This window comes from Nocardiopsis sp. N85, from assembly GCF_028882275.1.
In the GTDB taxonomy this organism is placed as follows: Bacteria; Actinomycetota; Actinomycetes; order Streptosporangiales; family Streptosporangiaceae; genus Nocardiopsis; species Nocardiopsis lambiniae.
Map to the genome: position 1 here is coordinate 232,906 of NZ_JARBUT010000005.1, position 20,316 is coordinate 253,221.

The following is a 20,316-nucleotide window of genomic DNA, read 5'->3' on the forward strand; positions in this document are numbered from 1 at the left end:
CTGGGAAGAAGTGGGCAAACCCGGTGAAGGGAATCGTCGGAGAACGGCCAGGGGCGCGTTTGTTACGTTCGGATGTCGTACGGACCGTCCACGACTGTGAAGCGACACCGAAAGGATCACCCCGCACAGGGGCTCGGCCATGACGCTGCAGATGGATCTCCCCACCCTGGACGACTACCCCACCCGCAAGAGCACCGAAGCGGCCCTGCTGTACCGCCGGGACCCCACCGTCTGGGGTACCGCCGAGGAGGGCCCCTTCACCGACTCCGAACTCCAAGACCACGACCGGCGCGGCTACACCCGGCTCGAATCGCTCGTCGGTGACGCCGAGGTGCTCGACTACCGCGACGAACTGGACCGACTGGTCCGCGACCCGGGCCTGCGCGAGGACGAGCGCGCCCTCGTCGACCCCGCGGACGGCGGTATCCGCTCGGTGTTCGAGGTGCACCGGGTCAGCGAGGCGTTCGAGTCGCTGGTCAACGACCCGCGCCTGGTCGAACGCGCCCGGCAGATCCTCGGTTCGGAGGTGTACGTGCACCAGAGCCGGGTCGACCACCGGCCCGGGTTCGGTGGCGGCCCCCTGTACTGGCGCTCGGACTTCGAGACCTGGCACGCCGAGGACGGCATGCCGCGCATGCGCGCCGTCGGCTTCTCCGTGGCACTGACCGACGAGCACTCGCACAACGGCGCGCTCATGGTGATGCCGGGCTCGCACCGCACCTACGTGTCGTGCCTGGAACCCGCCGAGGAGGACGGGCACGAGCGGGCGGGCACGCCCGATCGGGGCGCGCTGACGATCCTGGCCGGACGGCACGGGATCGACGTGCTGAGCGCGGAGGCCGGCGACGTGACGGTGTTCGACTCCAACTGCATGTACGGGGCCGGGGCGAACATCACGCCGTTCGCGCGCTCCAACCTGTTCGTCGTCTACAACAGCGTGGAGAACGTCTGCGAGAAGCCGTTCTCGGCGGCCGAGCCCCGGCCGGGGTTCCTGGCCTCCCGCGACTTCACCCCCGCCGGGGGCTGACCCGCTCACGCACGACGCCCCGCCCGGTTCCCGGGTTCCGGCGGTGGTCGCGACACCCTGACTTTCAGGAGGTCGCGGCCACCGTGTCGTCTTCAGAGGACCGTGAAGCACTCGGGGCACGGTTTCCGAGGCCTGGACGAGGTCGGCACCGTGCCGCGGGACGTCAGGTCAGGAGCTTGTCGACGATGACGCCGGCGAGGGCGCCGTGGGCGCGTTTGGTGTTGGCCCGCAGGGCGCCGACGTCGATGCGCGTGTAGGAGGAACCGAGGTGGTCGTCCCACGGGATGCGGACGATCGCCCGGCATCGACCCCGGGCCACCCGCTCGGCGGCGTCGACGTCGGGGAGACTGCGCTTGCTGACCCCGTTGACGACCAGCACCGAGTTGGCGCGCAGCGCGCCGTGACCGTTGCCGTCGAGCCAGTCGAAGGTCATCGAGACCGCGCGCTCGGCGTCGGCGTTGGCCGGGGCGACCAGGACCAGCCCGTCGGCGGCGGGCAGGGCGCGGGCGACGCCGGTGGCCGCCGGGTCCAGGACGGTGACCGCGTAGAACCCGCCGAGAAGCTCGGTGAGCTGTGCGTAGTCGCGGTCGTCGAGGGTCTGGACGTAGGGGTCGTCGAGGGTCTGGACGACCTCCAGGCCGGTCTGGGTACGACTGGTGTAGGCGCTCATCCGCTCCTGGTCGCCGATGGCGTCGGCGTTGGCGAGCAGCGCGGTCAGGGTCTCGGGAGCCTGGGCACCGATGCGTCGGGACAGGCCGTTGGGGCCCGGGTTGACGTCGACGGCGACGATGCGCTCGTCCCGGTACTCGGCCAGGGTGTGGCCGATCATCAGCGTGGTGACGGTCTGCCCGGCGCCACCGGTGCACCCCAGGACGACGAGCCCTCGGGGGCGGTCCAGCGGGGTGCGCAGGCGCTCGATGTCCTCCGAGGACAGTTCGGAACGGACCGGGGCGGCGCCGCCGGTGACGACCTTGGCCAACCGGCGCCAGCCGCGGGTGCCGCCGGAGTCGGCGGCGGGTTCGGGGGCGGGTTCCTCGATCCGGAGCGCGGGGACGCCGGCGGGGGTGTCGCCCAGGCTCTCCTGCTCGCCGGTGCCGTGGTCGAGTTCGAGGTCGGATCGGGGTTCGCGCCGGGGCGGCTCGGGTTCTTCACCCGGGGCGGGCTGACCGAAGAGCCGGCCGATGCGGCGGGCGTTCTGGGCGACCCGGTGGAACACACCGTCGTGGGGGTCGTACCCCGGGGCCGTGGAGGGCTCGGACCCGGTGTCGTGGACGATCGGCGCGGCGCCACCGGCGGCGCGCATGCTCCACTTGGCCGAGGACGGCTCCTCGGTGGGGGCCTCCTCGGGGGCGGGCCGCGCCGAACGGCGGCGGGCCAGGGCGGCCGCCTCGGCCTGTTCGAGCTCGGCGGCGGTGCGGCGGTGTTCGGGGCCTTCCCGGACCTCGGCGAAACCGGCGAGTTCACCGGTGCCGTGGTCGAGCTGGGTGGGCGGCTTCGCGAGGGGCCTCTCCTCGGCGACGGCGCTCTCGCGCAGTTCCTCGGCCGGGATGACCGGGTTGTCCCTGTCGCCGACCCTGGGCTGGTCGGGGTGGCGCTTCTTGCCGTCGTCGAACCACTCGGGGGAGTCCTTGACGTCGCGTTCTCCGGTGGGCACGACGTCGGCGAACGTGGGTCGCGGCGGGGCCGGGGTGTCGGCGGTGCTGAGGTGGCGGTCGAGCACGGTCATGTGCTCGTTCCACTCGGGGCCGTGGTCCTCGTCGTCGCTGGGCTGGGCGGGCATGGCCTCGTGCTCGCCGGTGCCGTGGTCGAGTTCCAGCGGCGGCTTGGTCTGAGCGGCCTCGCCCTCCGAGGCCCGTATCCCCTCCGGAGCGTCCGCGCCGTCCTCCGCAGCCCCCGAGATCCGCTCCGGGGCGTCCTCGACGGCCGGGAGGTCCTTCTCGGGAGTGCGCGCGGGAGCGGAGGCACGGGCCTCCGGGTCCTTGACCGGTCCGGTCTTCGCGCCCACGGGCGCGGTCGAGTCGTCGCCGTCCTCCGGGGTGCGCCCGGGGGACGCCGGACGTGCGTCCGCCACCGGGGCGGAACGGACCTCGGAGGTCCGCGCGCCGGCCGGTCCGGGCTTCGGGGCCGGGGTGTCGGTGCGCGAACCGCGCTCGTTCGGAGTGCGCGCGGGAACGGAGGCAGGGGCCTCCGGTGCCGTGACGGGGCCGGGCCTCGAAGCCGCGGGGGAGGTCGGGGTGCGTGGGACGGGCACGTCGTCGTCCGAGTCCGTGGGAGCGGCGGTGCGCTCCTCCGGTGCCGTGACGGACTTCGGAGCGTCGGGGACGGCGGTGCGGGACTCCGGGCCCGGGTCGAGGGAGCCCTCGGCGGCGCGGACCGGGTCGTCCTCCGCGTCCTCGGAGTCCTGGGGGAGCCAGGGCGCGGAGGTGGGTTTGGCCGCGGGGCGGCCCGTGGCGGCCGCGTAGCGCTGCGCGTAGTCGGAGACGTCGTACCCCGGCCCGCTCTCCTCCGCCGTCTCCTCCAGGTCCCACGGGGCGGCGTGCGGTCGGCCCGTACGGCGGGGCCGGGCCGGGGCCCGCTCCTCGGCGGGACCGGGGTCCTCAGCCCTGCGCTCCTCCAGTTCGCGGGTCACCCGGATGCCCTGGGTACGGCCGCGCAGCCGGCGGGCCGCCGTCGACTCGTCGGCCTCGCGGGCGATGGCCTCGGTGATCTCCTCCCGGCTGAACGCGGAGGTGTCCGAGTCCGCGTAGGCGCTCTTGGAGGTGAGGCCGACCGGCGTCTGCCCCGAGGAGGCGCGCAGACGGGAGAACCACTCGTCGCTGTCGCGCTCCGCCTCCCCCACCGTGTCGTAGACGGGTTCGGCGAACCCCTCCTCGAAGTCGTCCGCGTGAGGACGCGCCGGTTCGGCCGGGGTCCGGTCCAGGGCGAATCCGAAGTAGTTGAGCATCCGGACGCCCACTCCCGGGCGCCCGTCCCCGGTCGCGCCCTCCGGGGTCTCCTCGTCGCCCCCCGTGTCCTCCTCCACACTCCGCTCCACGGCGGTCACCGTGGCCACGGAGGACCGTTCGGGCTCCGGCGCGGTCTCGCGCGCCGGTTCGGGGTGCTCGGCGACCACGCGGACCGGTTCGGGGTGCTCCTCGATCACGCGGACCGGTTCGGAGTGCTCGGCGGCGTGAGCGCGCACCGGACCCGGGCGGGCCGGTTCCGGCGGGGCGGCCTTCTGGGGCGCGGGTGGGGTCTGGGCCGCGACGCGGCGCAACGGAGGTGCCTGCTCCGGCGCCGGTCGGTGTTCCTCGACGACCTCGACGACCTCGGCGGCCTCCGCCCGGACGGTCTCGGGCACGGCGATCTCGCGCTCGAAGCGCCGTCGCGGCGACGGCAGCGGCCCCGAAGCCGGGTCACGGTGCCAGACGCGCACCGCGACACGGATCTCGGCGGGTTCGTACTCGGGGGTCAACCGGGTGTACACCCGCGCCTCGGCGAGGAAGCGCGCCTGGGACAGCAGCAGTTCGGTGAGGCGTTTGCCCTCGATGACGGGCCGGGTGACCAACACCGTGATGACACCGGGCGGCACCACCCACAGGACCAGGTGCCACCCGTTGCCGAACACGAACGGGGCGTTGAGAATGCCGAGCAGGATCACCCACAGCGCGAACACGCCCAGGGCGACACCGAAGGTCCCCACCGGGAGCGGCATGGGCAGCCGGAAATCGTAGAGCTTGTACAGCCGCTTCTCGATACGCCAGATGTTGGTGTACGTGGGCAGATCCACGTTCCCGGCCTCCCTCGCCTATTCCGTCGATACGCCCATCGCTCGCGCGAGCGCCACCGCGATGACCTCGATGATGCCGGGGACGTAGAAGACGATCCCGATGAAGATCGCCAGGATGATGAACTGAGCGAATCGCGTGATCTCCCTGGTGAACAGGAAGAAGATCGCGACGATGGACACGATGACGAGGAAGAGCGGTCCGAAGAAACCGCGCAGGAAGTCCGCGAGTCCACCGGTGTCGGGGGCGTTGGCGTCGGCCAGGACGATGGGATCGACTCCGCCGAACACGGTCATGGTGTCCGCGGCGGATGACAGCAGGGGGAGCATGTCAGGCGCCGCCTCCCGGTGTCGTTGCTGCTGTGCGCATGGTCCTTCTCGTCTCCTTGCCTACGTGCCCCGTCATCCGCCGAACGAGTGCGGGGCGCCCTGGATGTCACGTACGTGCCACTCGTTTCCGGAGTTCACGACGGTGACCAGATAGCCCTGTGTCAACGTGCCGGTCCGCTCCCCTTCGGGGGCGGGCAGTACCCAGTCCACGGTGACGGCCACCTCTCGTACGTCATCATCCCCGGTCGAGGTCCGGGATGGCACCACGGGATCGGACAGTTCGGAGAATTCCAGGCTGTTCGCCGGAAGCGGGACGATCGTGGCACCGGGTTCGAGGTAGCGGTCGAGGTGGTCCGGCTGCTGCGCGTAGGCGCCGAAGAAGCCGATGAGCACCTCCCGCAACTGGTCGGCGGCGGCGGGATCGGTGTCGAAGGCCGCCCGCTCGGGCAGCGACGCGCGGTCGGGGGCGGCCAGCAGGGCGGGACTGCCGGAGATCACCAGGGAGTCGCCGTCGGCGTAGACGGGGACCTCCAGGCTCATGGGTTCGCCGTTGACGTCGGCGCGGATGACGACGAGGGCGTTGTTGTCGTCCTTGACGTCGACGGCGGTGACGGCGAGGTTCTCACCGGCGAGGGAGTCGGCGGGGGCGTCGAGCGCGGTGGCCTCGCCTTCGGGGACGAAGGCGGCCAGGGCCGAGCGTCGGGACTCGACGTCCTCGGTGTCGAGGTAGGCGTCGGCGAAGCGGAGGGCGAAGGCGGCGGCCGAGGTCTCGGGGAAGGCGGAGGTCTCGGTCACCTCCGGTTCGGGCTCGGAAGCGGGGAGGGCGAGCCCACCGCGCAGGGGGAACCAGATGCCGTTGAAGATGACGACGATGAGGAACGCCCACAGGACGGCACGGCCCACACCGACCCACCAGCGGCCGCCGGCCCCGGCGCGCGACCGGCGGGGGCGGGGGACGTCGTACTCCACGTCGTCCTCACGCTCGCGCACGGCGGCACCGCGCCGTGGTGCGTTCGCCATCCCCGACCTCCTGCACACAGTTCCAGGCCGTCCGGTCGGACGGCGTACCCGCCATGCCCTTGTCTACCCCATCCCTATAGTGAGGCATTGTGCGGGTTGGGCGCGGACATGGGCGCTCCGCGTTTCCCCGCCAACCGCGCATTGCGCGCAACAGTCGAAGTTCTCAAAAGAGGAACAATACGGCAATAAGCAGACGAACCTATCTGTTGGTTGTACACCTTCCTCGCTTTATGGTCCGCCCGAAAATGGATTAGTCACCGGACGGAGAGCAACATGTGTCCTGAGCGACAGGCCGCGACGGCCGGACTGTGACCGGGGTCTCCCCCAGGGATGCGCGACGAGGATGCCTATGATGGCGCGATGATCCCCCGCAGCCCCCTCCCCCGCGCGTTGCTCACCCTGTTCGTCCTGATCACGGCGGCGCACCTCATCGTGCAGCTCACCGGCCCCGAATCCTGGTCCCGCCCCACCCAGGCACTGCTCATGCCCGTCCTGGCGGCGTTCGTGCTGGCCGCCGTCCCGCGCCCGCGCGGGCGCTTCACGGGGCTGGTGCTGATCGCCCTCTTCTTCTCCTGGCTGGGCGACACCGCCCCGGCCCTGGCGTCCGGTGACGCGGCGTTCCTGGTGATGGTGGGCTTCTTCCTGGTGGCGCAGGTGGTGTACGTCATCGCTTTCTGGCCGTGGCGGGCGAACAGCCCGCTGTACCGGAACCGGACCCTGCTGGTGCCCTACGGGGTGGTGGTGGCCGGTCTGGTGTCGCTGTGCGCGCCGGGCGTGGGGGCGCTGCTGGTGCCGGTGCTGGTCTACGGGCTGCTGCTGGGGGCGATGGCGATCCTGGCCGTGGGGGTGCACCGGTGGACGGCGGTCGGCGGGGCGCTGTTCCTGCTGTCGGACGGGCTGATCGCGCTGCGCGCGTTCACCCCGGACTTCGACCTGCCCGCGAGCGGGTTCTGGGTGATGGCGACCTACACGGCGGCGCAGGCGTTCATCGTGCTGGGCGGCCTGGCCCGCGTCCCCGAGGAGCCCCCGCTCACCGAGGGGACGCCCGCCTGAACGTCCGAGGGCGGGGCTAGGTTCGCGGGCATGGACGATGAGGACGTGTTGGCGCGGATCCGGGACGACGGGGCGCTGCGGGCGGCGCTGGACCTGGTCGGGGACTTCGACGTCGAACGGGTGGACCCGATCGAGGAACTGGAGCTGCCCGACGGCGAACGCCCCGTCCCGATCGCGGGGTGCGCCTCGGGCGGCACGTATTTCCTGTGCGGTCCGGCCGGGACGCCACGGCCGGTGCTGTACGCCGACTCCGAGGGGCGGGCCACGCTGGCCGCCGCCGACCTGGCGGAGGCCCTGACCCTCTTCACGGCGCCGGCGTCGTGGCGGGACGCCCTCGACGGCCACCCGCTCGACGAACTGGAGGAGGAGGCCCGGGAGCGACTGCGGAACGCGGCCCGGCGCACCGTGCCCGACTTCCTGCCCCGCCCGACGGGGCACGAGGGCCACTACGAGCCCATGCACTCCGGCTGACCCGTACGGCTCACGAGGGCCTCGGAACGCCCCGGCGCGACAACCGGGTGGCGCCCCGCCCCGCCTCTCCGGGACGCGTCCGGCCTCCTCGTCCTCGTGTGGGTCCGGGCCGTGCCCGGCACCCCGAACGTCCCGTCGGCCCCTGTCCCGCTGGGCGTCCCGCCGTTCGGGCCGAGCGTTCCGGCGCCGGGCCCTCGCCGAGACCTATCCGGTCGCAGGGAACGACGGGCAGGGGCCGGATCCGAAGATCCGGCCCCTGCCTCGGGTGTCATCGCCCGACCGGCGGTCGCGCTCCCCGCCTACACGTTGAAGCGGAACTCCACCACGTCGCCGTCGGCCATCACGTAGTCCTTGCCCTCCATGCGGACCTTGCCCGCGGCACGGGCGGCCTGCATGTCGCCGGCCGCGATCAGGTCGTCGTAGGAGACCACCTCGGCCTTGATGAAGCCGCGCTGGAAGTCGGTGTGGATGACCCCCGCCGCCTCCGGGGCGGTGGCGCCCTTCTTGATGGTCCAGGCGCGGGCCTCCTTGGGCCCGGCGGTGAGGTAGGTCTGCAACCCCAGGGTGTCGAACCCGACGCGGGCCAGCTGGGCCAGACCCGACTCGGTCTGTCCCATGGACTCCAGCAGCTCCTGGGCCTCGTCGTCGTCCAGCTCGGCCAGCTCGGCCTCGATCTTGGCGTCCAGGAAGATCGCCTCGGCCGGGGAGACCAGCTCCTGGAGCTTGGCGCGCAGGGCCTCGTCGGCGAGTTCGCCGCTGTCGAGGTTGAACACGTAGATGAACGGCTTGACCGTGAGCAGGCTCAGCTCGCGCAGGCGGGCCAGGTCGACGTCCTTCGCCGCGTACAGCGAGGTGCCGCCGTCGAGGATGTCCTGGGCGGCGCGGGCGGCGGCCAGCAGCTCCTGGGAGTCCTTGTCCTTGGCGTTGCGCTTGGCGTCCTTCTCCAGGCGCGGCAGGGCCTTCTCCAGGGTCTGGAGGTCGGCGAGGATCAGCTCTGTGTTGATCGTCTCGATGTCGCGGGAGGGTTCGACCTCACCGTCGACGTGCGTGACGTCGGGGTCGTCGAAGACCCGGATCACCTGGCAGATCGCGTCGCTCTCGCGGATGTTGGCGAGGAACTTGTTGCCCAGGCCCTCGCCGGTGGAGGCGCCGCGCACGATGCCGGCGATGTCGACGAAGTCGACGGTCGCCGGGAGGATCTTGGCGGAGCCGAAGATCTCGGCGAGCCTACCGAGTCGGCCATCGGGCACGCCGACGACTCCGACGTTGGGCTCGATGGTCGCGAACGGGTAGTTCGCGGCCAGAGCGTCGTTCTTGGTCAGCGCGTTGAAGAGGGTGGACTTGCCGACGTTGGGCAGTCCGACGATCCCGATAGACAGACTCACAAGGTGAGAGTCTATGCGGCCCGACGGGGCGGGCGGTCCGTCGGGGAGGAAAGCGGGGCCATTCACCGAAACACAGTGCGCAGGGATGACTACTCACAGTAGGTTCGGTTCATGCCGCCGGGGACCGGTGCGGGAGATGTCCGAACCGTCGGCCCCTTTCCCCTCCGTCCCCTCCGGCCGACGTGCCACGGCCACGGGGCCGGGAACCGGCGCGTCCCGGGGTCGACCCGGGTGCGCGCCCCGGTCCCGAGGTCCTGTTCCCTGGGGAGAGAGCATGGTCACCGATCAACTTCGCGAACTCGTGCGCCGCTACCCGCTGGTGCGATTCGCCACCCGGCGGATACGCGTCCGGCTACCGCGGAGCATGGGAGGTCTGAACCCCGCCAGGGTGCCCCCGTGGAGCCGCGTTTTCACCCTGGACCTGCCCCGCCCGGACACCGACGCCCGCCGACTCGGCCCCGACTCGGTGACCCTGCACCTGCCCGGTTACCTGACGGTGCCCCGTCGACTGGCCGCCCACGGCCTGGCCGGGCACGAACCCGACAGCCTGTCCTGTTTCCTCGCGATGCTCGGGCACACACGGCCGGGCGCGGTGCTCGACGTGGGCGCGGGGGTGGGGGTGTACGCGATGTTGGCCGCGGCGCGTTCCGGACGGCCCGTGTTCGCGTTCGAGCCGACCCCGGAGATCGCCGCGGCGGCCCGTTCCGTGTCCGAGGGGGCCGAACTGGGGTTCACGGTGGCGGAGGTCGCGTTGAGCAACCACAACGGCACCGCGTACCTGCGACGGGCCCGGCACAACGACATGTGCAACACGATCGAGCGGTCCGGTCGCCACGACCTGTCGGGGATCACGGTGCGGGCCGCGACCCTGGCCCGGTGGAACGAGTCGGTGGGCTGCTCCCCCAGCGTGCTGAAGATCGACACGGCGGGCACCGAACCGGACGTGATCGCGGGCGGCCTGGAGGTGCTGCGCCGGTTCCGGCCGTGGATGTTGGTCAAGGTACGCCCGGGGCGGGGCCTGGAGGAACGCCTGATGGCCCTGCTGGAGCCGTTGGAGTACACGTGGTACCCGGTCAACGGACGGCCGCCGTACCCGCCGAGCCGGGAGATCGCGGGTCGGGCGTCCCCGGCGTGGGAGAGGACCTGGCTCTTCACACCGGAGCCCGCCGGGTCGGGCTTCTGGACGTCGGTGGAGGCCTGGCGGAAGGCGTTGAAGGTCTGCGCCTGACCGGCCCCCGCCGATGGCGCGGAGCGGCCGCGGGGTCCACCGGTCTCGGGGTGCCGTCACCGCCCCGGGAGGGGGAGCCCCCGTCCGGAGGGGTCGGGGCGCGACCGATTCGCGCCCCGCTCCGGTCAGGTCGCGGCCACTCGGACCCAGGAGTCGAGTTCGGCGAGGAGCCCGGGGAGGTCGTCGCGGTGGATGCAGTGGGCGGCGTTCGGCACCATGCGCACGTCGAATCCGCGGTCGGCGAGTTCGTCGGCGGTCCGGGCGTCGATCGTGATGGTGTTCTCGGCGTGCAGGACCAGGGAGGGCACGTGCGGCTCGTCCGGCAGGAGGTCGCGACCGGCGACCTCCTCGGCGACGAAGGTGTAGAACTCGGGGTCGCAGGCGGCGAACCCGGCCAGTTCCCGGGCGACGTCGAGATCGTTCCAGCGCGGGTTCATCGCGCGCACGTGCGCGGCGTCGGCGGTGGCGAACACCCGGCGCATGCGCTCGCCGGCGTCGGCGGGCATGGGCGGCAGCCGGAAGGCCGGGTCGACGTAGACGGCGTGGGCCGGGGCCAGGCGCTCCACGGCCAGGGACAGCGCCAGACCGCCCATCGAGTGACCGATGGCCAGGTCCGCGCCGACGGGCAGCGAGTCGACCAGGTCGTCGCCCAGCGCCGCCAGGCTGTAATCGCCGCGCGGGCTGCGCCCGTGCCCGCGCATGTCGACGCTCACGACGCGGTGGCCGCGCTCGATGAGGGCGGATTCGACGGCGTGCCAGGTTCCGTGGTCCGCCGCCGCCCCGTGGACGAGGATCGCCGTTCTTTCTCCGCTGCCGTTGGTGTAGGTCTCCAGGTTCATGGGACTCCTTGCAAAGGGGCGAGAGCCGTCCGGGACCGGGATGGGAGAGGCCGGTCGACCGGGTCGGTCACCTCAGCTTCTCGGACGATCCGGAGGACGAGAAGGGAAATGACCGGAATCGGACGCGCCCGCGCATTTTTCCTTCCTCGACTCCGCCCCTCCGACGCCGGGCCCGGAGCCCCGGCCCTCAGCCGTTCCCGAGGACGGTGACGAGTTCGGACAGCCCTTCGACCGTCGTCGGGTCCTCACCGGAGGCGTACGCGCGATCGACGGTGAGCGCGCTCACCGACACGGCCCCCTCCGCCAACAGGGCGATGGCGTCGGCGTCGTCCCGGGTCTCGGGGAGACAGCCGGGCGCCTCGGGTCCGCACAGCCGCATGGCCGGGGTGAAGGCGTCCTCTCCCTCGTAGTCGACGGCCAGGACCGTCCCGGCGCCCGCCCGGGTCCAGCGGACGTCGGTGCCCGGCGCGCCGTCGGGTGAGGCCGGGTGGTTGACGTTGACCACGTACCCGTCGGACCCGCCGGTGAGCAGGTCGGCACCGTGCATCCGGGCGATGAGGTCGGTGCCGAAGGCGGCGGTGGCGGTGAGGGTCTCGGGGGTGACCACGAGGTCCTCGTTCACGCTCGCGCTCAGGGCGAGCGCGGGCACCCCGGCCGCGACGGCGGCCGAGGCGACGCCGATCGTCCCCGAGTGGGGGATCTGCGAGGCGACGTTGGGGCCGGAGTTGACGCCGGAGACGACCAGGTCCGGCGGGCCGTCCCAGCCGACGACCTCGGGCAGGCCGTGGGCGAGGGCGAAGCCGAGGGCGTCCACCGGGGTGGCGCTGGGCGAGTCCGGGCGGCAGGGCCCCTCCTCGACGCACACCCCGTGGACCGCGCCGCCGGAGGGTGCGTCGGAGCAGGCGTCGGCGTACTCCTCGGGCGGGGCCGGCGGGGCCCCCAGTCCGAAGGCGCCCTCGTGGGACAGGGCGGCGCTCATGCTCGACTGCTGCGCCCAGGGCGCGAAGACGACCACGTCGGCACCGGCGTCGCACAGGGCCGCGCGCAGGGCGTACAGGCCCAGGCCGTCGCCGCCGTCGGGCTCTTCGCCGCGCATGGAGTCGTCGTTGCCGACGAGGACGCGCACACCCTCCAGCGAGGCGGGCGGGAAGTCGGCGAGAACGCGCCCTTCGGGGGCCGACGGGTCGTCGGGGGCGGCGCAGGCGGTGGCGGCGATCAGGAGGAGGGCGGTCGAGGCGAGCGTGCGCCGCATCGGTGTCATGACGGGTCCTTCGGTCGGGGGGTCTCAGGGGTGGGGCGGGACGCGGTGCCCGTGGGGGGACGGGCACCGCGCGGTCGGGTCAGAGCCAGCCGTCGAGGGAGGCCAGGAAACCGCGCAGGTCGTCGCGGTGGACGCAGTGCCCGGCACCGACGACGGTCCGGACCTCGAATCCGCGTTCGGTCAGTCGGCGGGCGCCTTCGGCGTCGACGGTGAAGCTGGGGTCGGCCAGCTGCACCAGGGAGGGCACCACGGCCTCGGCGGGCATCGGGTCACGATCGGCGGCGTCGGCGATGACGTCGAAGAACGCCGGGTCGAAGGCGGCGAACCCGGCGAGTTCGGCGGCGATGTCGGCGTCGCTCCAGCGCGGGTTCATGGCGCGCACGCTCTCGGCCGTGGCCTCGGCCACCATCCGCCGCATGGCCTCGCTCGCACCGGGGGTGACCTGGGCGAACCCGAAGGCGGGGTCGGAGTAGACGGCGCGGGCCGGGGTCAGGCGCTCCACGGCGAGGGCCAGCGCCAGACCGCCCATCGAGTGACCGATGGCCAGGTCCGCGCCGACGGGCAGCGAGTCGACCAGGTCGTCGCCCAGCGCCGCCACGCCGTAGTCGCCGCGCGGGCTGCGCCCGTGCCCGCGCATGTCGACACCGATCACCCGGTAACCCAGGCCGATCAGATGGGCCTCGACGGCGTGCCAGGTGCCGTGGTCGGACATGGCGCCGTGGATCAGCAGGGCGGTGCGGTCGCCGGTACCGCTGTCGTAGGTGGCCAGTTCCATGGGGAATCCCTTCGGTGGTCGTGCGGGGTGGCGGGCGGGGTCAGCGGACACCGCGGACGAAGACGATGGCGAGCGCCCCGAGCAGGCCGACGGTGGAGCCGACCAGGAACAGGGAGCCGTAGCCGCCGAGGTGGAGGATGATCGCCGAGGCGACGAACGGGGCGATGACCTGCGGTCCTGCGGCGGCGATGTTGAGCACGCCCATGTCGCGGGCGGCGTCGGCGCCGCTGGGCAGGACCAGGGTGGCCAGCGCCGTGTCGACGGCCATGAAGCAGCCGAAGGCGCTGCCGTTGACGAGGGCGAAGACGAGCATCCCCGTCCAGGTCGGCACGAAGAAGGGGATGAGCATCGCGCCGGCCGAGACCACACCGCAGACCAGGGCGAAGAGACGGCGGCGGTCGAAGCGGTCCGAGAGCGGTCCCCCGATCGCCGTGGTGACGATGGTGGCCACGGCGGTGATGAGGCTGAGGATCGTCACGGCGGCGGCGGGGGCCAGGCCCTCGGGCAGCTCGATGAAGTAGTCGAGGATGTAGAGCTGGAACCCGAAGATGAGGAAGTAGCCGAGGAAGAGCAGGGCGCGGCCGACGAACACCAGCGCGAAGTCGCGGTGGGACAGGGCGGACAGGAAACGGCCCAGGGCGGCGAGGGGGCCGATCCGGTCGGCGGCGACCCGCGGGGGGAGTTCGTCGCCGCGGGGGTCGTGGGTCGCGGTGGTGAGCAGGACGGCGACCGCCACGACGAGACCGCCGAGGAGGATGTGGCCGAGCGGGAGGGAGTCGGTGAACAGCGTGGCCACGCCGGTGCCGACCACACCGGCGAGGGCGATGGCGATGCCCATGGCCGCGGCGGCCGTGCCCCGGCGTCCGTAGGGGACACGGTCGGGGATGATCGCGGTGACGGCCGCCTGGTGGAGGTTCATGGCGCCCTGGGCCAGGCACCAGCCGACGACGACCATGAGCAGGGAGTCGGCGAAGCCGAGCACGAGGACCAGCAGGAATCCGGCCAGCGCGCCCCCGAGGATCCACGGGTTGCGCCGACCCCACCGGGAGCGGGTGCGGTCGGAGAGGGCGCCGCCGATGGGGTTGAACACCGTGCCGAAGACGGCGGCGATGCCCGAGACCAGGCCGAGGTTGGCGACCGCGGCCTCCTCGTCCCCGGGGGTGAGGCCCTGGACCTGGAGAGGCAGCAGGACGGCGCCGATGCCGAGGTAGAAGGCGTAGACGGCGAGGTTGCCGACACCGAGCATCGGGATCAGGCGCCGCATGCTCCGGCGGCCGGTCGCGGGCGTGGTCGCGGAAGGCGGTCCCTGGTCCGAGAGGGGGGATACGTGTTCGGACATGTCGCATCATCCTTGGCGTGAGCCGGAGTGAGAAACACCTGTTCAGGCGTTGGTTATGCGATTAAGCTAGGTTATACGTTTAACCATTGTCAACGGCCTCGTCATCAGAACTTCACACGAGCGCACATCCAGGCCGGGCGCCCCCATCCCGGCCCCGAACAGGCAGGGCAAGATAGCCGCATGACTTCGATCCGCCCCCGGCCCGCGACCATCACCGACATCGCCCGACAGGCGGGTGTGTCCACCGCGACCGTGTCGTACGTGCTCAACGATGCCCCGGCCGGCGCACGCATCCCCGAGGAGACCCGGGCGCGGGTCCGCGCGATCGCCGACGAACTGGGGTACGTCCCGCACGCCAACGCCCGGTCGCTGCGCACCGGGAGCCGGGACCTCGTGCTGTACGTCCACTTCGACGTGGTGCACGGGCCCTTGGCGACGGGGTTCCTGTACGAGTTCACCCGCGCCCTGCGCGACCTGGGCTACACGCTCATGCAGTACGGGGCCGAACGCCACAGGGGGGTGAAGGCGGCGCGTTCCTGGGCCGCGCTGCGACCGGCCGCCGTCATCGCCGGCGACGACCGGCTCACCCCGGCCGGTGTGGCGCTGCTGCTCAAGGCGGGGATCCGGGTGTTCGGCATGGGGTCGGACCCGGCCGCCGCGAAGGGCACGGGGCTGTCGACCCTGGTCATGGACCACCGGGCGATCGGCTTGGCGGCCGGCCGGGACCTGCTCGAACGCGGATACCGCGACCTGGCGGTGGTGGTGCCGGTCGACCCGCCGCTGCGCGTCATGGGTGAGGGCCGGTTGGAGGGGGTGCGCGAGGCGGCGGCCGAGGTCGGCGCGTCGGTGCGCGTCCACGAGATGGCGTACTCCCCCGGGTCGGCCGCCGGGATCGTCGCCGCGTGGGGGGAGGAAGGTCTGCCCGAGGGCGTGTTCGGCTACGACGACGAGTTCGCCGGGCTGCTGCTGGGCGCCCTGCTCGACGCGGGGGTGGACGTCCCGGGCCGGGTGGGGTTGATGGGCGCCGATGACGTGATGCTGTGCCGCATGCTGCGGCCCACACTGTCCAGCGTGCGCGTGGAGAGCGAGAGCCCGGAGGAGATCGCCCGCCGCGTCGTCGAGTCGATCACGGAGGGCACCGAGGTCCACCTCTCACCGTGGTCCCCGGTGCCCGTCCGCCGTCAGACCTGACCCCGCGCGGCCCGGGGGGAGGGGCACGGGGTCCCCGGGCGGACCGCGGACGGCACGCCCGCGCGCCGCCCGCTCCCCTCTCCTTGGGCGACGGGCTACTCCAGCTCGACGCGGGCGGTCAGGCGCGTGTCCGCGTAGGAGCGCCCCACCAGCAGGTCGTATCCTCCGGCGACGTACTCCCACTCGCCGGCGTCCTCGGCCCAGGTGCGGATGGCGTCGCGCGGAACGGCGACCTCGACCTCGACCGTCTCCCCCGCGTCGGCGGCCACGGGCGCGAACCCGGCCAGGACCTTGGCCGGGCGGTCGCCCGGCTCGTGCGGGGCCAGGTACACCTGCACGACCTCGCGGCCGGCCCGCTCGCCGACGTTGGTCAGGCGCACGCGCACCCGGGCCGCGAGGGGCTCCTCCCCCGCCTCGGTGTTCTCGACCGGGGCGACCTGGAGGGTGTCGTAGCGCCATTCGGTGTACGACAACCCGTGACCGAACCAGTAGGCGGGGGCGACGCCGTCGCGCTCCCAGCCCCGGTAGCCGATGAACACGCCCTCGCCGTACTCCAGCACACCGTCCTCGGGCACCACGGCGGAGACCGGGGCGTCGGCCAGAGCGGCCGGCCACGTGGTGGGCAGCCGTCCGGACGGGTCGGCCTCACCGAGCAGCACGTCGGCGAGCGCGCCGCCGACCTCCTGGCCGCCGAACCAGGCGAGCAGGATCGCCGACACGTCCTCCCGCCAGGGCATCTCCACCGGCGCTCCGGCCGAGACCACGACGACGGTGCGGTCATTGACCTCGGCGACACGGGCGACGAGGTCGTCCTGGCGGCCCGGCAGGACGAGGGAGTCCCGGTCGAAGCCCTCCGACTCGACCTCCTCGGTGGTCCCCACCATGACGATCGCGATGTCGGCGCCGCGGGCCGTCTCGACCGCCTCGGCCAGCAGGTCGGCCTCGTCGGCCAGCGGGGCGCGGTGGGTGAGGGTGAACCCGATGAAGGCGAAGTCGCCCATCCCCAGGTCCTCGTGGGCCTTCGTGACGGTGATCCGGACCGGCCTCCCCTCGGTCAACGCGACCGGCACCGTGGTGGTGGGCGGGGCGAACATGGCGGCGGCCGGGTCGTCGCCCTCGGCGAGCAGTTCCCCGTCGAACACGGTGGCGCCGTCGACGGTGAGCACGTAGCGACCCGCGCCGGAGATGCCGATCAGGTGGTCGCCGCTCTCCTGCGGGGTGAACTCTCCGCCGACCTCGACGCGGTCGAGCTCGGTGTTGGAGACCCCCGAGGGGAGTTCCCCGATCCAGCGGGCGGTGCCGTCGGACAGGGATTCGGTGGTCAGGGCCCGCCCGTCGGCCGCCCGGAACACGGCGGTGAGCGGTGCCCGCACGGGGGGCGGGCTCGTGCGGGGGTCGGTGCCGACGACGTGCACGAGTTCGACGTCGTCGGGCAGTGCGGCGCGCAGTCCTTCGAGCGGGGACACGATGCGTTCGGCGAAGACGCCGGCGCTGCCACCGCCACTGGTGCGGGCCTCCGCGGCGGGCAGTCCGATGAGCGCGACGCGGCGGACCCGGGCGGGGGCGAGGGGCAGGGAGGCGTTCTCGTTGCGCAGCAGGACGAAGGAGCGGGCGGCGAGTTCACGGGCGACGGCGCGACCGTCGAGGTCGGCGGGCCGGTCCGCCGGGGCCACGACGGGATCGGCGCCGTCGAGCACCCCCACCCGGGCCGCCAGACGCAGCACCCGGCGGGCGAGACCGCTCACGACCTCCTTCGGGACACGGCCGTCGCGAACGGCGTCGACGAGGTGTCGGCCGTAGACGGAGTTGGGTCCGGGCATGGCCACGTCCAGGCCGGCGAGCGCGTCGGCGACGGTGTCGCGGGCGGCGGTCCAGTCCGAGACGATGAAGCCGTCGAAGCCCCATTCCTCGCGCAGCACCGCGTTGAGTTCGGCGTGCTCGGTCATGGTGGTGCCGTTGACCTTGTTGTAGGAGGCCATCACGCCCCAGGGCCGGGCCTTGGCGACGATGCGCTCGAACGGGGCCAGGTAGATCTCGCGCAGGGCGCGCTCGTCGACGCGCACGTCGACGGTGAAGCGGTCGGTCTCGGAGTCGTTGGCGACGAAGTGCTTGACGGTGGTGGCCACGCCCCCCTCCTGAACGCCGAGGACGTAGGCGGCGCCGATCTCGGCGGTGAGGTGGGGATCCTCGGAGTAGGTCTCGAAGTGGCGGCCGCCCAGCGGGGAGCGGTGCATGTTGACGGCGGGGGCGAGCAGGACGTGCACGCCCTTGCGCCTGGCCTCCTGGGCGAGCAGGTGCCCGGCGGTGCGGACGAGGTCACGGTCCCAGGTGGCGGCGATGGCGGTGGGGCTCGGCAGCTGGATCGAGGGGTCGTCGGGGGTCCAGTGTTCACCCCGCACCCCGACGGGGCCGTCGGACATGACCAGGCGGCCGAGACCGATGGCGGGGTTCGCGGGGAGCGCCCACATGGAATCGCCGGAGAGCAGGGACACCAGGCCCTCCAGGTCGAGGGCGGCCAGGGCCTCCTCGACACGGCGTTCGCGGGCGTCGTCGGATGCGCGCATGGGAAACCTCCGGGGGTCGCGCACGGAATTTACCTACCGAGCACTCGGGAAATGATGAACCTCAGGTTAAACGCTTAACCTGAGGTTGGGAAGCCCCACCCCGAGATCGACGGGGGCGGCTAGCCTGAGACCCGACATGAGCAACGAGAGAACCGTCCCCGCCACGGGCCCCCGGCGCGGCCGCGGGCGCCCGCCGGCCACGGCGCGACGCGAGCAGATCGTCGACGCCGCCCTGGAGGAGTTCGCCGAACACGGGTTCCACAACAGTTCCCTGGCCGCCGTCGCCGAGCGGGTCGGCCTCAGCCAGCAGGGGCTCCTGCACCACTTCCCCACCAAGGAGTCGCTGCTGATCTCCGTGCTGAGCCGGCGCGACGAGATCGACGACGCCGAGTTCGGCGAGCTGAGCGACCTGGACCGGCTGCGCGACGTGGTCGAGCGCAACACCGGGCGACCGGGCGTGGTGCGGCTCTACACCCTGCTGTCCGCCGAGGGCCTGGCCGAGGACCACCCCGCGGGCGACTACTTCACCGAACGCTTCGCGGCGCTGCGCGTCCGCCTCGCCGACGCCCTGCGCACCGCCCACGGCGACCGGCTGGCCGGCGGGGCCACCCCCGAGCAGGCGGCGACCCTGCTCATCGCCGCGATGGACGGTCTCCAGCTCCAGTGGTCCTACGCCCCCGGGGCGGTGGACATGCCGGACTTGATGGGAGTGCTCACCGATGTCCTGCGTGGCGGGGAGACCGGGGACCGCACGGACTGACACCATGGGGCGCCATGGATCTCCTCTCACTGGTGGCGATACTCCTCATCGGCATCGCCGTGGGCGTCGCGCTCGGGTGGCTCCTGGCCCGGGGTCAGGGCGAACGGGCACGGGCCGAGGCCGCGGCGGCGCGGGAACGGGCCGAGTTCATGGAGGAGCGGCTCGCCGAACGGTTCCGGGCGCTGTCCGCCCAGGCCCTGGACCAGACCAACCGGAACTTCCTGGATCTGGCCGAGGGGCGGTTGCGAGCGGTCGGCGTCCAGGCCGGGCACGATATGGACGAGCGGCGCCGGGCCGTGGAACGCATGGTGGAGCCGCTGACCGAGATGCTCGACCGGGTCGAACGCCAGTTGCGCGAAGCCGACGTCGGCCGGGCCGCCGCCCACGCGGAGCTGGCCAAGCAGGTCGAGTACGTGCGCGAGGGGTCCGAGCGGCTGCGCGATCAGACCCGGTCCCTGGTGACGGCGCTGCGCCGGCCGGAGGCGCGCGGCAGGTGGGGAGAGGTGCAGTTGCGCCGGGTGGCGGAGCTGGCGGGGATGAGCGCGCGCTGCGACTTCGAGGAGCAGGTGGCCGTCGACAACGGGGCCCGCCGACCCGACATGGTGGTGCGCCTGGCCGGCGGCAAGAACATCGTCGTGGACTCCAAGGTGCCGCTGTCGGCCTATCTGGACGCGGTGGAGACCGGCGACGAGGAGGGGACGCGGGAGCGGCTGCGGGCGCACTCCCGCCACCTGCGGACACACGTGGACCAGCTGGCCGACAAGGCGTACTGGTCGGGGTTGAGCCCCTCACCGGAGTTCGTGGTGCTCTTCATCCCGGGCGAGGCGTTCCTGGCGCCGGCGCTGGAGCACGACCCCGCGCTGCTGGAGTACGCGATGGGGCGTCGGGTGCACATCGCGACGCCGACGACGCTGATCTCCCTGTTGCGCACCGCGCAGTACGCCTGGCAGCAGGAGGCGTTGAGCGCGAACGCGCGGGCGGTGTTCGACCTGGGCAAGCAGTTGCACTCGCGGCTGGCCACACTGGGCGGGCACGTGGAGGATCTGGGGCGGTCGCTCTCCAAGACGGTCTCGGCCTACAACCGGACGGTGGGCTCGCTGGAGAACCGGGTGCTGGTGACGGCGCGCAGGTTCGAGGAGCTGGGCCTGGTGGACGAGGAGCTGGGGCGCTCCCCGGGGGTGGAGGAGTTGCCCCGGACGGTCACCTCCCCGGAACTCACCGAGGATGCGAGTATTCGGCTGACAAACAACGGGCACAACGGAGCGACCTAAAAAGAAAGACGCGAGCCCGGGAACATCGGAATGCTC

16 protein-coding genes are annotated in these 20,316 nt (G+C 72.6%); 7 read left to right on the forward strand and 9 right to left on the reverse strand.

The features are described from left to right. Window positions 1-139: 139 nt before the first annotated feature. Window positions 140-1,027, forward strand: coding sequence for an ectoine hydroxylase (gene thpD, locus PWG71_RS09895; RefSeq protein ID WP_274809285.1), 888 nt, complete (start codon window positions 140-142; stop codon window positions 1,025-1,027). 163 nt (window positions 1,028-1,190) lie between these two features. On the opposite strand, the gene PWG71_RS09900 is transcribed toward thpD, so the two are convergent. From PWG71_RS09900 to PWG71_RS09910, 3 genes are all read right to left on the reverse strand, one after another. After that, complete coding sequence (locus PWG71_RS09900) at window positions 1,191-4,796, reverse strand: TcpE family conjugal transfer membrane protein (RefSeq protein WP_274809286.1); 3,606 nt, start codon at window positions 4,794-4,796, stop codon at window positions 1,191-1,193. Between the two features lie 18 nt (window positions 4,797-4,814). Beyond that, complete coding sequence (locus PWG71_RS09905) at window positions 4,815-5,123, reverse strand: hypothetical protein (RefSeq protein ID WP_274809287.1); 309 nt, start codon at window positions 5,121-5,123, stop codon at window positions 4,815-4,817. Window positions 5,124-5,195: 72 nt separating this feature from the next. Next, window positions 5,196-6,143, reverse strand: coding sequence for a conjugal transfer protein (locus tag PWG71_RS09910; protein ID WP_274809288.1), 948 nt, complete (start codon window positions 6,141-6,143; stop codon window positions 5,196-5,198). Window positions 6,144-6,503: 360 nt separating this feature from the next. Here PWG71_RS09910 and PWG71_RS09915 point away from each other — a divergent pair, with 360 nt between their 5' ends. Together PWG71_RS09915 and PWG71_RS09920 are read left to right on the forward strand one after the other, a co-directional pair. Then, window positions 6,504-7,196: a lysoplasmalogenase gene (locus tag PWG71_RS09915; RefSeq protein WP_274809289.1), complete on the forward strand. Its 693-nt coding sequence runs from the start codon at window positions 6,504-6,506 to the stop codon at window positions 7,194-7,196. A 30-nt stretch (window positions 7,197-7,226) separates the two neighbouring features. After that, window positions 7,227-7,667 carry a hypothetical protein gene (locus tag PWG71_RS09920; protein WP_274809290.1) on the forward strand — a complete coding sequence of 147 codons (441 nt, stop codon included), beginning with the start codon at window positions 7,227-7,229 and terminating at the stop codon, window positions 7,665-7,667. A 299-nt stretch (window positions 7,668-7,966) separates the two neighbouring features. Here the strand turns inward: PWG71_RS09920 and ychF are convergent, their stop codons facing one another. Next, window positions 7,967-9,052, reverse strand: coding sequence for a redox-regulated ATPase YchF (gene ychF, locus PWG71_RS09925; protein ID WP_274809291.1), 1,086 nt, complete (start codon window positions 9,050-9,052; stop codon window positions 7,967-7,969). Window positions 9,053-9,326: 274 nt separating this feature from the next. Here ychF and PWG71_RS09930 point away from each other — a divergent pair, with 274 nt between their 5' ends. Further along, window positions 9,327-10,280 carry an FkbM family methyltransferase gene (locus PWG71_RS09930; RefSeq protein ID WP_274809292.1) on the forward strand — a complete coding sequence of 318 codons (954 nt, stop codon included), beginning with the start codon at window positions 9,327-9,329 and terminating at the stop codon, window positions 10,278-10,280. A gap of 125 nt (window positions 10,281-10,405) precedes the next feature. Here the strand turns inward: PWG71_RS09930 and PWG71_RS09935 are convergent, their stop codons facing one another. From PWG71_RS09935 to PWG71_RS09950, 4 genes are all read right to left on the reverse strand, one after another. Then, window positions 10,406-11,119: an alpha/beta fold hydrolase gene (locus PWG71_RS09935; protein ID WP_274809293.1), complete on the reverse strand. Its 714-nt coding sequence runs from the start codon at window positions 11,117-11,119 to the stop codon at window positions 10,406-10,408. A 187-nt stretch (window positions 11,120-11,306) separates the two neighbouring features. Then, on the reverse strand, window positions 11,307-12,380 hold the full coding sequence (locus PWG71_RS09940; RefSeq protein WP_274809294.1) for a 5'/3'-nucleotidase SurE: 1,074 nt from the start codon (window positions 12,378-12,380) through the stop codon (window positions 11,307-11,309). A 79-nt stretch (window positions 12,381-12,459) separates the two neighbouring features. Then, window positions 12,460-13,155, reverse strand: a complete 696-nt coding sequence (locus PWG71_RS09945; protein WP_274809295.1) for an alpha/beta fold hydrolase — start codon at window positions 13,153-13,155, stop codon at window positions 12,460-12,462. A 40-nt stretch (window positions 13,156-13,195) separates the two neighbouring features. Beyond that, a complete protein-coding gene (locus PWG71_RS09950) occupies window positions 13,196-14,494 on the reverse strand; it encodes an MFS transporter (protein WP_274809296.1) in 1,299 nt (432 codons plus the stop codon). Between the two features lie 180 nt (window positions 14,495-14,674). Between PWG71_RS09950 and PWG71_RS09955 the strand changes: the two genes are divergently transcribed. Continuing rightward, on the forward strand, window positions 14,675-15,685 hold the full coding sequence (locus tag PWG71_RS09955; RefSeq protein WP_274809297.1) for a LacI family DNA-binding transcriptional regulator: 1,011 nt from the start codon (window positions 14,675-14,677) through the stop codon (window positions 15,683-15,685). Between the two features lie 95 nt (window positions 15,686-15,780). On the opposite strand, the gene PWG71_RS09960 is transcribed toward PWG71_RS09955, so the two are convergent. Next, on the reverse strand, window positions 15,781-18,249 hold the full coding sequence (locus PWG71_RS09960) for a beta-glucosidase (protein ID WP_274809298.1): 2,469 nt from the start codon (window positions 18,247-18,249) through the stop codon (window positions 15,781-15,783). A 136-nt stretch (window positions 18,250-18,385) separates the two neighbouring features. Between PWG71_RS09960 and PWG71_RS09965 the strand changes: the two genes are divergently transcribed. Together PWG71_RS09965 and PWG71_RS09970 are read left to right on the forward strand one after the other, a co-directional pair. Next, window positions 18,386-19,009: a TetR/AcrR family transcriptional regulator gene (locus PWG71_RS09965; RefSeq protein ID WP_274809299.1), complete on the forward strand. Its 624-nt coding sequence runs from the start codon at window positions 18,386-18,388 to the stop codon at window positions 19,007-19,009. Window positions 19,010-19,023: 14 nt separating this feature from the next. Further along, window positions 19,024-20,280, forward strand: coding sequence for a DNA recombination protein RmuC (locus tag PWG71_RS09970; protein WP_274809300.1), 1,257 nt, complete (start codon window positions 19,024-19,026; stop codon window positions 20,278-20,280). The last annotated feature ends 36 nt before the right edge of the window (window positions 20,281-20,316 follow it).